This is a genomic window from Bacteroides sp. AM54-2NS, from assembly GCF_003602935.1.
In the GTDB taxonomy this organism is placed as follows: Bacteria; Bacteroidota; Bacteroidia; order Bacteroidales; family Bacteroidaceae; genus Bacteroides; species Bacteroides xylanisolvens.
Genome location: NZ_QTMZ01000026.1, coordinates 40,311 through 54,240, shown reverse-complemented (window position 1 = coordinate 54,240; position 13,930 = coordinate 40,311). Strand labels below are relative to the sequence as shown.

The 13,930-nt window shown below is 43.0% G+C and carries 6 protein-coding genes and 3 pseudogenes; 5 read left to right on the top strand and 4 right to left on the bottom strand.

What is annotated here, in order from left to right; all coding sequences use genetic code 11:
- Window positions 1-3: 3 nt before the first annotated feature.
- The 4 genes and pseudogenes from DXA05_RS16285 to DXA05_RS16265 all read right to left on the bottom strand — a co-directional run bounded on the left by DXA05_RS16285 (window position 4) and on the right by DXA05_RS16265 (window position 8,501).
- Window positions 4-1,312 (bottom strand): annotated as a pseudogene (locus DXA05_RS16285) (acetylxylan esterase).
- 16 nt (window positions 1,313-1,328) lie between these two features.
- Window positions 1,329-2,702, bottom strand: a complete 1,374-nt coding sequence (locus DXA05_RS16280) for an aminopeptidase P family protein (protein ID WP_015531661.1) — start codon at window positions 2,700-2,702, stop codon at window positions 1,329-1,331.
- A 115-nt stretch (window positions 2,703-2,817) separates the two neighbouring features.
- A pseudogene (locus DXA05_RS16275) lies at window positions 2,818-3,617 on the bottom strand (KilA-N domain-containing protein).
- Between the two features lie 43 nt (window positions 3,618-3,660).
- Window positions 3,661-8,501 (bottom strand): annotated as a pseudogene (locus tag DXA05_RS16265) (RecQ family ATP-dependent DNA helicase).
- Between the two features lie 196 nt (window positions 8,502-8,697).
- Between DXA05_RS16265 and rpoN the strand changes: the two are divergent.
- From rpoN to DXA05_RS16240, 5 genes are all read left to right on the top strand, one after another.
- Window positions 8,698-10,182, top strand: a complete 1,485-nt coding sequence (gene rpoN / locus DXA05_RS16260) for an RNA polymerase factor sigma-54 (protein ID WP_074558636.1) — start codon at window positions 8,698-8,700, stop codon at window positions 10,180-10,182.
- Between the two features lie 46 nt (window positions 10,183-10,228).
- Complete coding sequence (locus DXA05_RS16255; RefSeq protein ID WP_004316578.1) at window positions 10,229-10,900, top strand: hypothetical protein; 672 nt, start codon at window positions 10,229-10,231, stop codon at window positions 10,898-10,900.
- 29 nt (window positions 10,901-10,929) lie between these two features.
- The gene (gene gcvH / locus DXA05_RS16250; RefSeq protein WP_087317834.1) at window positions 10,930-11,310 is read left to right on the top strand and encodes a glycine cleavage system protein GcvH; all 381 of its coding nucleotides are present in this window, start codon (window positions 10,930-10,932) and stop codon (window positions 11,308-11,310) included.
- A 52-nt stretch (window positions 11,311-11,362) separates the two neighbouring features.
- Window positions 11,363-11,872, top strand: coding sequence for a 5-(carboxyamino)imidazole ribonucleotide mutase (purE, locus tag DXA05_RS16245; RefSeq protein ID WP_004296231.1), 510 nt, complete (start codon window positions 11,363-11,365; stop codon window positions 11,870-11,872).
- Between the two features lie 147 nt (window positions 11,873-12,019).
- Window positions 12,020-13,864 (top strand): 4-hydroxy-3-methylbut-2-en-1-yl diphosphate synthase, encoded by a 1,845-nt coding sequence (locus DXA05_RS16240; RefSeq protein WP_008026191.1) that lies wholly within the window; start codon window positions 12,020-12,022, stop codon window positions 13,862-13,864.
- Window positions 13,865-13,930: the final 66 nt, after the last annotated feature.

The window sequence follows — 13,930 nt, the reverse complement described above, 5'->3', positions numbered from 1 at the left end:
TCTTTATTTTAAATGCTTCTTTATCCAAAGCAGATGTCCATACTCCGTATCGTTAGAGGTCCAATGCTCATTAATAGGAGTAATTAGGGCTTCTTTCGGACAGTTTAGTACATTGTATACAATATAACTGGTGGTTGGAGGACAGGTGTCATCATTGAATCCCCATGTTATATAGGTGTCTGCTTTTATCAATTTAGCAAAGTTCACTACATCATAATAGGCCATTGTCTTTATTTTTTCGGGGGTATCCATATCTACCGAATTTCTAAAGAAATGAGGATATCCACCGGCACGTCCGGCTTTATAGCCTGCCATATCGCTTAATGCAGGATGATTGGCGACACAAGCTGTCACCCGTTCATCCAGTCCGGCGGTGATTAATGCCAGGGCGCCTCCCTGACTACCTCCTTGTGCAATTACATTTTTGCCATCCCATTCCGGCAGGGAAGTTAGAAAGTCGATACCGCGTACACAGGCCAGATATACCCGTTTCATATAATAATTATCACGACTGTCGAGCCCATTGGTCAGATAGCCGTTTTCTCTGCCATTGAAAGCGTTGCTGATTTCTTTAAATTCTTCATCAGTCATTTCCGGATTCAGGCCGTGTATCTCGAATTCAAAACGGATGCATCCTTGCTCCGCATAATATTTATGACGTAGAGGTTCTTTGATGGTTTTGATACCTGCTCCCGGAGCACAGGACAACCGGAAACTTTCCTTCTTTTTTCGGATAGAATAAATATCCGTAGACGCATTGCCCACGTTTGTTCAGTTGCAATTTTACGAGATAACAGTCTATTTCATCAGTGGAATATTTTTCGACATGTTCTTTGGTATACGTTAGGGGAAACTCCTTTTGTTCCGCTTTTGCCTTTTCCCAAAATTCCTTGAAATCGGAAGGCATGGTGGTATACGGACGAAGTTTTTCCGGTGAAAATCCTACTTTGATATGATGTGAATAGGTCTTTCCATCTACGGTTGCTTTCAGGCGACAGTCGCGGAATCCCGGCTCTTTCATTGTGCCCACAGGAATCACTCCCCTGCCATTCTTTAAAGTTACACTTCCTTTGGTATCGGCAACAGGCATCATATCACCACCTATTTCATAAGTGACGGTTACGTTATCTCTGGGGATACCGTATTTATAGAATTGTACCTCCACAGTTGCTTTTTCTCCTGTTTTATAAAGCCAGTCGGCATGATTGGGTACGGTGACCCAAAGCACATCGCTTTTATAAGGATAGTTTTCAGCTACGGCGGATAGCAAGGTAAGTGACAATAGCCATACAGATAAAAGTAGTCTCTTCATGGTGTTATTCATTGTTTTATCTTAAAGCTTCCACCTCTTCCGGTGTCAAAGGAATCTTCTTACCTAATCGGCGGGCGCCGGTTTCTGTAATTAGATAATCTTCCTCATTGCGGATACCACCGAAGTCCTTATAAGTTTCCACTACATCATAATTGATGAAATCGGTAAATTTCTTTTCTCCTTTCCACATGTCAATCAGTTCCGGAATAAAATAAATACCTGGTTCTACCGTGTGTACAAATCCCGGTTCCAACGGAATGGCGAGACGTTGCGATTTGCGACCGAACTGTGTGCTCTTCGGCTGACCGTTATATCCTACCCATATCTCTCCTAGATTTTCCATGTCGTGTACATCCAATCCCATCATGTGACCTAATCCGTGAGGATAGAATAACGCATGAGCACCTTCGCGGACCGCATCTTCCGTATTTCCTTTCATCAATCCGAGTGCCTTCATACCGTCTACCATGACACGGGCAGACAGTTCGTATACCTCCATATAAGGAATACCCGGACGGAGGGCTTTTACAGATTCCAGATGCATCGCATTCTGAATCTCGTATACTTCGCGCTGGCGGGCTGTAAACTTTTTGTCGGCAGGAATGGTAGACGACATATCGCCTGCATAGCCTGATTCTACTTCTGCGCCTGCATCAATTAGGAATAAATCACCCGGTTTTACTTTATTTCCATGATAGTGGTTGTGTAAAGTCTGTCCGTTGATAGTGGCAATGGTGGCAAAAGAAAGCTGGCAGTTGTTAGATTCGGCTACCCGGTTCATTTCCGCTACCACTTCGTATTCATACATGCCCGGACGGAGCACTTTCATGGCGGTGATGTGCATATCGGCAGTTACATCGCAAGCCTTCTCTATTTCTACAATTTCTTCGGCAGATTTGTAATTACGTTGGGCGATAACGGCACGGATGAATGGAACAGAACCTTCCTGGCGTGTAGGGGGAATACCCAACCAATCCATCAGTTTCAATTTATGCTCGGGACGGTAAGGTGGCAGATAATGAACCGCTTTCCCTTTCTGGACGCACTTGTGGAGATAGCTTGTAATTTCTGCGGACGGCATCAGATTTTTTACGCCCACACGTTCACATTTTTCGTGTAATGTAGGTTGCGATCCCATCCATACGATTGCGTCGATAGACAGTTCATCTCCAAAAATGATTTCTTTGTCTTCATCAATATCGATAATAGCCGAAAGGCCGGCGCATGAAAGTCCGAAATAATAAAGGAAAGTAGAATCCTGACGATAACGGAAGGTGTTATCCTCGTAGTTCAGTCCGCACTCGTCATTTCCGAGAAATAACAATACCCCGGAGCCTAAATTCTTTTTTAGCAGGGCTCTTCGCTGCATATACGTTTCTTTGGCAAACATATTGTCCTAATTTTTAGTTTTGTAGCAAATTTACATAAAAACGTTGGAATAAACGAATAAAGTTGGAAGAATATGTGTCTTACTCATGAACATCCTAAACACATAATAAAGAAGTTTATTTCAGTAGTTTCCTCTTTCCGTCACCTTCTAATATCTTCATTTGTTGAATGGCAATTTGATTGAGCTTAATCAGCCGTTCACCTTGTGGGATGCTTTGATTAATAAAGACAGCATTGAGATTTTCCATATTAGAAAGACAAATGAGTTCGTTGATAGAGGCATAGTCGCGGATATTTCCTTTTAGTTCGGGGTTCTGTTCATGCCACATCTTAGCTGTCATGCCGAACATCGTTACATTTAGCATATCAGCTTCGTCGGCGTAGATAATACTTATTTGTTTGGGGGTAACTTCGGTAGGAATTAGATTTTGCTTAATAGCGTCAGTATGAATACGGTAATTAATCTTAGATAGTTCTCTTTTTGCATTCCATCCTACTTGAGTCTGTTCTTGCTCTTTTAAACGTTGGTATTCTTTAACAAGCAACAATTGAAAACGAGGACTGATCCACATTCCGAAATGGTAGGCAATGTCACGGTGAGCATATGTGCCTCCATATCGTCCTGCCTTTGAGATAATGCCGATAGCTCCTGTGCGCTCAATCCACGTCTTTACAGAAAGTACAAAATTATTGCTTCCGGCTGCATTTTAATTGTACCGAATTCGGTACAATTAAAATTAGTGTTGTATAGCATTTCCTATTCACCTATATATTCAAGGGTACTTTTCAGACTAAGCCATCTGAAAATAATATGTTCTTGCATTTGACTGCGTGCCATATCGGTTAATGAAATATAATCGTCATCATGATATGATACGACTGCAATCTCTGTATTCTGTACTTTTATCTTTGTCATGTCAGTCTTTTAGGTTTTAACTTTTCAAAGGTACGATAATATATTAGTAAATAACCGAGTAATCCAATTTCCTTTTATACCTTTTTAAAAACAACCTCGGCAATACAATCTTGGCTTCTTTCTTATCTTCCTGTTTTTCCCAATATACAACGAAGTTGACAGAAGCTTTTTCCAGTTTATAATCTTTCTGTATTAATTCGTTGAGTATATCTTTAAACTTTTTAGAGAAACGTAGAATCTCATTATTTGAAAAATCTGTGCATCCTTTCTCTGTAAGTCGTAGAGACATACCGCTTTTTAGGGTATTTATTGCAGCCTGGCAATGAGAGTCAATGAAGAAATCAAGCCATAAGTCTCTATGAGTTAACGTATAACATAAACTTTGCGGAGCCGGATATGTATTGCTGTTTATCCGGTATTCTGCAAGACCATTAGCAATATTGCTCAGATAATGTCCGTTTGTGTGAATAGACAGATTTTGTTTGGCACGAGTGATGGCGACATAGACTTCACGCTTCTTTTCGTCCGAAAGTGATTCTATATTAGTAAGGAGCAGAAAAACATTGTCGAATTCTTTTCCTTTCGCTTTATGAATAGTAGAGACAACAATCGCTTCACCTTGAACCGGATAAAAATCTTCCAACTTTGACTCAAAAAGATAATTAGTCCAATCCGAGTGATATTTGCGCGAATAGACTTGTTCAAAATTGAGTATTATATTGCGACATATTTCCCATGATTGGGCATGGCCGAATTCTCTTTTAAGGCATCTCTTAGCAGTTTCCCACCGTTCGTCATCAATAAGATGAGTATCTTGACTCAGATCCAATGCCCGGTTGAAATAACGAATCTCGTCTAAATCACCCAGATAAAAGTTTCCACTATTAGTTTGTACCAACCGGACAGGCATCCCTTGTTCCTGTAAAAGACAAGCTATAAAGACAGCGTCCTCATTTGTTTTTGTAAGTATGCCGGTGGTGCCGGCTAGCGGACTTTCGAGAACACCCTTTATTAGCGGAACAATTAAATTGTCGGATTGATATTGTGTAATACGGATGGAACCTTTTTCAAGTTGATGGGCTTGTATCGGTGTATGTTTCATCCGGTGCGGGATCAGATTGACGAACGCGTTGGCAAATGCAACGAGATTGCTCCTGCTTCGAAAATTCTCGCATAACTCATAATGCCGTGCCTGATAGTTGGTAATAAGAGACTGCATATGCCGGGAGTCGGAATTTCTGAAAGCATAGATATTCTGGTCATCATCTCCCACAGCAATAACTTTCAATGATTCATTCTTTTCGATAAGTGCTGCGATAAGTGCGAACTCGTCTTCTGTCATATCCTGGGCTTCATCAATCACGAGTACGCTTTTGGTGATGCGGCTGATTTCCACTTCGCTGTTTCTAATCTTTTCTACTGCATCCTTAATTACGGATTTTGATTTCTCGATAGACCCTTGGCGTCCCAACAAATCAAAGCAATAGGAGTGGAATGTCTTTATCTCAATATACCCCACCGCATTACCTATTAAATCGTGTAACCTGCTTCGGAATTCATTGGCGGCTGCTCTGGAGAAAGTGAGCATCAATAATTGTTCATGCTTCACATCTTCCATTAACAGGAGAGAAGCCAGTTTATGCACAAGCAGGCGTGTCTTTCCGCTTCCCGGACCGGCGGCTACAACGATATGCCCCGGTTGATTGTCATTAACGATTTCCAACTGCGTTTTGGATAATTCCCCAAATAACTGCCTGTATTTGCCCGGTGTGATTCGTCGGTTAATTTCATCCTTCCGGCTGCCGGGAAAATACTTCTGAATAAAAGAAGTACTGTTCAAACTAAAATAATCGTCTACAAGTCGCAAGGCAGCCTGATAGTCATGGACCATTTTCCGGGCATATTCGCCTACAATATGTATCTGTTGTATCTTATTGGTGTAGAACTGTTCCAACTTACGGTAATCATCCTGTTTATATCGTATATTAGTAGCCCCCAACCGCTCAATGTTCATCCGGTTATATATCACAAGAAACCCACCCTCTATCTGTAAAGCTCCCATTCGGGAGAGATAAAAGAGAGTATCTTCTATTTCTTCGAGAGTGACTGATTCTTGGAACAGAACATTCTGATTCTCGTAAGCCTTCTTTAATTCCAAAATGGAAACTCGACAAGAATTTCTTCTCTTGTTACAGATTCAGTATCTGATTCGATTTTATTGAAAAGATAATCGATAATGAACTCGGACAGGCAATGCCTGTTCTCACATCTTTTTTCGAATGGAATGCCGGTTTGCGGACGAAGATAAACGGAAATATGATTTCTGTTGTCGTCCCGATAGGAACGTTTTATCCAGTTTTTCTCCGCCCAGAAGTTTATAAGTGCTTTTAGCTTGTCCGGGCTTACATTTCTTTGAATTGCATTTTCCGCTTCTTCCCGTAATTCCTTCAGATTGACTATTTTTTGTTCTTCCTCAAAAACAGTCAGTAGGAAATTCTCTAGCTTATTATAAAATCTGATTATTTCCAGTGAACGGTTGCACTGCTCTTTTCTTAAAATATAAGCAGTGAGGTCACGTGAGTCAGCCAGTATCTTTTCTTCCCGAAGCAGGGTGATGATTTGAATAACCTCTTCATTGGAGATGCCTAGATGGTCGGAGATATAATCAATCCGGGATTCCGGTACTTCGCTGTTTGCATGCTTGCGACTTTTGGTTGAAATCAGTTTCTTGATGATTCGTGTAGCCTGCATCTTCTGTTTCTCGTTGAAGCGGGGAGACAGATTTATTTTGTCAATAGCTTCTTGAGCCGTTTTGGCCAATATGCTGTCGGCAAACACCCGGGGAGAGTTTTGTCCGCGATGCAGATAACCGGACTCTTCAAGTGCCGCTATGGCAGTGGTGACACGGGTTTCTATGTTGGTTACGTTTTCATCCCATCCGGCTTTGCGTGCTATCTCTAAAGCGGACTGGGAAACCTTGGGGCGAAGACGGGTAATTTCTTTAATGGATTTCCATACTTGCTGTATTTCTCCGATATGCAATTTGGTCTGGTTGAGCAGGATAAAATGTTTATTCAAGTCTTCCTCATCGAAGAGAATATAACAGGAAGCGTTGATGTGCTCGTCGCGTCCTGCCCTGCCTGCTTCCTGAACATAATTCTCGAGAGAATCCGATATTTCATAATGGACGACTAGACCGACATCTTTTTTATCCACTCCCATTCCGAAGGCAGAAGTAGCTACCATAATCTGTATGTTGCCGGCGATAAAATCATTCTGGTTTTCTGTCTTATCCTTAATGTCCATTTTCCCGTGAAAAGCGGCAACCGAAAATCCATCCTGTTTCAGGCGTGCTGCCAGTTTGGTAGCTGTACGGGTACGGGCGACATAAACAATGGTCGGACAGCTTTTCTGCTCGATAATATCTCTCAGACTATTGTATTTTTCATTTTCCTGATTCCGCTCGAAAACCTGATATTGCAGGTTGGTCCGGCTGATGTCGCTACGGAACAGTTCGAGACGGATATTTAATTTATCCTTAAAGTAGGTAGAGATATCCTCAATAACTTTCTGTTTCGCCGTGGCTGTGAAACAGGAGACGGGTATCGGCTGTTGCAAACCTTTCTTCTCCTGAAGCTGTTTAAGATAATCACCTATATAAAGATAATCCACACGGAAATCCTGCCCCCAAGAAGAGAAACAGTGTGCTTCGTCAATAACAAAGCGGACTACTTTCCGTCCTAATAGTAACCTTTCGATACTTTTTGACCTTAATGATTCCGGTGATATATAAAGTATTGAAGCGGAACCGTTTTCTACACTTTCGAAGGACTTGGCACGTTCTATAGGATCCAACAGTCCGTTGATAGTGACAGCGTCAGTGATGTTGTTTTTTCGCAGATTATCCACCTGGTCTTTCATTAAAGATTGCAGGGGAGAAATGACTACGGTAAGTCCTTTTACCTGTTCCCCGCTCATTAGAGCTGGTACTTGGAAAGTGATAGACTTTCCCCCGCCGGTAGGGAAAACAGCGAGAATCGATTTCCCTTCTACCGCCGCTTGTACCGCATTCTCCTGTAAAGGCTGGTTGTTGTAAGTACGATAAGCGTCAAAACCGAAAAAATGTTTTAATCCACGGTGTATATCGAAAGCCTGGTTGCAATAGACGCACCCTGTCAGGCAAGGAGTATTGCGCAACACGTACATGATTGATTCCACTCTTGGAAAGTTATGCAGCACCCATGGCGGGGTGATGGAATACCGATCCCGGCAATTGATAAGTGCAAGGCAATAAGCCAGTTCGATGGGAGCCCGGGAAATATAGTTTTCGAGCTGGGCATGCTCGCATACTTCCTTTGCGAAACGACGACGGATAACTGTTTCCGGATTATCGTACTTTCCGAATGGTATGGTATAAGCAATGAAATCGAAGAAAGACTTAAATTCGTCAGTAGGATGCAGCAATGAGTAATAGATATATTTCAAATCTTCGTCCAGGCGTCCGAAGGCTTCCACTTCCGCTAGAAAAAGTTCATGCGCTTTCATCGAATCATTCAGCGGATTGTTGAGGCTGTCCGTTTGCAACTTGTCATCCTTTAGTAAATGATGGTACGGTTTGGCAGGAAACAGAAGTGGGGACAGATAGAGCGTATCTATTGTTTTGGGCTGTATATACCCGGTTTGTTGAAATAGGGGAATGATATATTTAAGATCGTGATTGAGTATATTGTGCCCGCCTATGTATTCCGTTTGCGTGATGAATTGTATGAATTGGGCAGGCGAATTGGCATGAAAAGGGACTCCGTCGTTGCGGATGGCTCCCATGTCCAATATTTGACGATTTACAGGATTAACTTCAAGGTCGATGAATGTGATATTTGTCATACGTGTTGTTTTATTTTGTAAATCAACTGTCCAAAGATAATACTAACTGATTGAAATTTCGTGAACTTCGGTGGATAAATATTTGTTCATTAGATAATTTTAGTGTTATAGGATTAAAAATTATCTCCCTAATCTGTGTAATCTCTCGTTAAAAAGTTACTTTTGTAGCGAGAAATAGTAGAAAGCAAAAACGAATATGGCACAAGGTTCCCGTCAAATACAATCTCAGGCGCAACAGCAAGTACAAACGCTCTCGCCCCAGCAGATTCTGGTCGTGAAACTGTTGGAGCTTCCCGCAGTAGAGCTGGAAGACCGTATCCATGCTGAACTGCTTGAAAATCCGGCACTTGAAGAAGGTAAAGAAGAAAACACTGCGGATGAGTATGCTGATTCCGACACTACGGAAGATGGCATGGATAGCGATGCCAACGATTATGATTCTTTGAGTGATTATCTGACTGAAGACGATATTCCCGATTATAAATTACAAGAAAACAACCGTTCGAAAGATGAACAGGCGGAGGATATTCCGTTCTCCGATTCCACTTCTTTTTATGAAATCCTGAAAGAACAGTTGCGTGAACGCAACCTGACTGAACATCAGCGTGACTTGGTGGAATATCTGATCGGTTCATTGGACGATGACGGACTGCTCCGTAAGTCATTGGAGAGCATCTGTGATGAACTGGCGATTTATGCCGGCATCGAATCGACAGAAGAAGAACTGGAAGAAGCACTCTGTATCTTGCAGGATTTTGATCCCGCTGGTATCGGTGCCCGTAGCCTTCAGGAATGTCTGTTGATACAGATTTGCCGGAAGAAGGATGAAGAGAAGAAGCCCAATCCGATACTGGAGTTGGAAGAACGTATCATTAGAGAGTGCTATGAAGAATTCACCCGTAAACACTGGGAGAAGATTATAAAGAAACTGGACATTGATGAAGAGACTTTCCAGGAAGCTCTTAATGAGATAACCAAGCTGAATCCCCGTCCGGGTGCTTCTTTGGGAGAAGCGATCGGCAGGAATCTCCAACAGATAGTTCCCGACTTTATCGTGGAAACGTATGATGACGGAACCATCAATATAAGCCTCAATAACCGTAATGTCCCTGAACTCCGTATGAGTCGCGACTTCACGGAAATGGTGGAAGAACATACCAAAAACAGGGCTAATCAATCAAAAGAATCCAAAGAAGCGATGATGTTCCTGAAGCAGAAAATGGATGCGGCACAAGGATTTATCGATGCTGTGCGGCAGCGTCAGAATACCCTGATGACTACCATGCAGGCTATCATTGACTTACAACGTCCTTTCTTCTTGGAAGGAGACGAATCTCTGTTGAAACCGATGATTTTAAAAGATGTGGCTGAACGTACCGGACTGGACATTTCAACGATCTCCCGCGTGAGCAACAGTAAATATGTGCAGACAAATTACGGCATCTATCCGCTCAAATTCTTTTTCAGCGACGGGTATACCACAGAGGACGGCGAAGAAATGTCTGTCCGCGAGATACGCAAGATTCTGAAAGAGTGTATTGATGGGGAGGACAAGAAGAAACCGCTGACAGATGATGAATTGGCGGACATCTTGAAAGAGAAAGGTTATCCCATTGCTCGTAGAACGGTAGCCAAATACCGTCAGCAGTTGAATATTCCGGTTGCGCGACTTCGAAAATGAGAACGAATATAAAGTATTAAGTATAAAGTATTAAGTATTAGTGCTGATGGACAGAGAGAGAGAACATATCATAGCGGATAAGACAATGTTGCAGGTGGCGAGAGCTACTTCGATGGTCTTTACTCCATTTTCTATTCCGTTTTTATCGTTTCTGGTGTTATTCCTGTTTTCTTATCTTCGTATCATGCCGATACAATATAAGTTGATCGTGTTGGGAATTGTTTACTGCTTTACCATACTGACACCTACCATTACCATTTTCCTGTTTCGTAAAATCAATGGCTTTGCCCGTCAGGAGTTAAGTGAGCGCAAGAAACGTTATGTACCGATTCTGCTGACTATCATCTCGTATGTGTTCTGCCTGTTGATGATGCGCCGGCTGAATATACCTTGGTATATGACAGGGATCATCCTCGTTTCTTTGGTAGTATCTATTATCTGCATTGCAGTGAATTTGAAATGGAAATTGAGTGAACACATGGCAGGAATAGGCGGAGTGATCGGCGGACTGGTTTCTTTCAGTGCTTTGTTCGGTTACAATCCGGTCGGATGGTTATGCCTGTTTATATTGATTGCCGGTATATTAGGTTCTGCACGAATTGTATTGGGACATCACACGTTGGGTGAGGTGCTTTCCGGTTTTGCGGTTGGCTTGATATGTGCCCTTTTGGTACTTCATCCCGTGAGCAACATCTTATTTCGAGTATTTTTATTTTAAAACAGTATAAATCCTAAAAACTAATTATTATGAACTTTCCACAGAATTTGAAGTACACGAACGAACACGAATGGATTCGCGTTGAAGGAGACATTGCATACGTAGGTATCACTGATTATGCTCAAGAACAATTGGGTGATATCGTGTTCGTAGACATACCGACTGTTGGTGAAACGTTGGAAGCCGGTGAGACATTCGGAACCATCGAAGTAGTGAAAACAATTTCCGATCTTTTCCTGCCTGTAGCAGGTGAAGTGATGGAACAAAATGAAGCATTGGAAGAAAATCCGGAACTGGTTAATAAAGATCCGTATGGCGAAGGTTGGTTGATTAAAATGAAACCGACAGATATAAAAGCTGTGGAAGACCTGCTGGATGCCGAAGCATACAAAGCTGTGGTGAACGGATAATTCTTACCTCACTTTAAATTGTAAATAGTAAATCGTAAAATAGTAAATCGAAATGACTCCAATTGTAAGTATTATCATGGGTAGCACGTCCGACCTTCCTGTTATGGAGAAGGCTGCGCAACTGCTGAATGATATGCATGTACCGTTCGAAATGAACGCGCTTTCTGCTCACCGCACGCCTGAAGCTGTGGAAGAGTTTGCAAAGAATGCCCGCAACCGTGGCATTAAAGTTATTATCGCCGCTGCCGGAATGGCTGCCGCCCTTCCCGGTGTAATTGCAGCCAACACTACACTACCGGTGATCGGAGTACCCGTAAAAGGTTCCGTGCTCGATGGTGTAGACGCACTTTATTCTATCATCCAGATGCCTCCGGGCATTCCTGTGGCAACGGTTGCTATAAACGGAGCGATGAATGCCGCTATCCTTGCCATTCAGATGTTGGCATTGAGTGACGAGAAATTGGCAGAAGCTTTTGCTGCTTACAAAGAAGGACTGAAAAAGAAAATCGTAAAAGCAAACGAAGAACTGAAAGAAGTTAAGTTTGAATATAAAACAAACTAATGTGATTTACGATTTGACAATTTACGATTGACGATTGAAATATCTTCGTAAATCGTATGTTGTCTTTGCGCATTGTCTTTGCATATTGCGCAGAAAGTGTTTTCAGTCATCAAATCATAAATCGTAAATCATAAATCATAAATCAAAATGGTTGATCTATTCAATTATTTTCGAAGAGAAACCACAGAAGTAAATATTGGGGCTGTGCCGTTGGGCGGCCCCAATTCTATTCGTGTCCAGTCGATGACCAATACGTCTACACAGGACACGCAGGCTTGTGTGGAACAGGCGAAACGTATTGTTGATGCAGGTGGCGAGTATGTCCGCCTCACAACGCAGGGTATCAAGGAAGCGGAGAATCTGATGAATATCAATATCGGACTACGCAGTCAGGGATATATGGTTCCATTGGTTGCCGATGTGCATTTCAATCCGAAAGTGGCGGATGTAGCTGCTCAATATGCGGAAAAGGTGCGCATCAATCCGGGAAACTATGTAGATGCTGCGCGTACTTTTAAGAAACTGGAATATACAGACGAGGAGTATGCGCAGGAAATACAGAAAATCCATGACCGGTTTGTCCCGTTCCTGAATATCTGTAAGGAGAATCACACTGCGATCCGGATCGGTGTGAATCATGGCTCTTTGTCCGATCGCATCATGTCACGCTATGGTGATACTCCCGAAGGAATGGTGGAATCCTGTATGGAATTCCTTCGTATCTGTGTAGCGGAGAACTTCACAGATGTGGTGATTTCTATCAAAGCCTCCAATACCGTGGTAATGGTGAAAACCGTTCGTCTGTTGGTGGACGTCATGGAAAAAGAGGGGATGGCTTTCCCATTACACCTCGGAGTGACAGAAGCCGGAGACGGAGAGGACGGGCGTATCAAGTCGGCTCTCGGCATCGGAGCATTGTTGAGCGACGGGTTGGGCGATACCATCCGCGTATCTTTGAGTGAAGCACCCGAAGCTGAAATTCCGGTGGCCCGTAAATTGGTGGATTATGTTCTATTGAGGCAGGAGCATCCTTATATTCCGGGATTGGAGGCGCCTGAATTTAACTATCTGTCTCCTGAACGCCGGAAGACAAAAGCGGTCCGTAATATCGGAGGCGAACATGTGCCCGTAGTCATTGCCGACCGCATGGACGGAAAGACAGAAGTAAATCCGCAATTCACTCCGGACTATATTTATGCCGGAAGAGCCTTGCCCGAACAACGGGAAGAAGGCGTGGAATATATTCTTGATGCGGACGTATGGCAAGGAGAGGCCGGAACCTGGCCTGCTTTCAATCATGCGCAACTACCATTGATGGGTGAATGTGATGCAGCGCTTAAATTCCTGTTTATACCCTATATGGCCCAAACAGATGAAGTGATAGCCTGTTTGAAGTACCACCCGGAAGTGGTAATCATCTCTCAAAGCAACCATCCGAACCGTTTGGGTGAGCACCGTGCATTGGTGCATCAGCTAATGACGGAAGGTTTGCAGAATCCGGTTGTCTTCTTCCAGCATTATGCGGAAGATGATGCGGAGAATTTGCAGATAAAATCCGCAGCCGATATGGGAGCCTTGATCTTTGACGGTCTTTGCGATGGTATCTTCCTGTTCAATCAGGGCAGTTTGAGCCATGCCGTTGTCGACGCCACTGCTTTCGGAATCTTGCAGGCCGGACGTACCCGTACCTCTAAGACAGAATACATATCCTGTCCCGGTTGCGGCCGTACGCTTTACGACTTGGAAAAAACAATTGCTCGTATCAAGGCAGCCACTTCACATTTGAAAGGCTTGAAGATCGGCATTATGGGCTGTATCGTGAATGGTCCCGGCGAGATGGCGGATGCTGACTACGGTTATGTAGGAGCAGGACGTGGCAAAATCAGTCTTTATAAAGGCAAGGTGTGCGTAGAGAAGAATATTCCTGAAGAAGAGGCGGTAGAACGACTCCTGGAGTTTATCCGGACAGATCGGGAAGAAAACCAACAATGATAATTGGGCACGGAATACAGGTGATGGGGACTGATCTCATAGAAAAACTGTCATCCGTGCCTAACT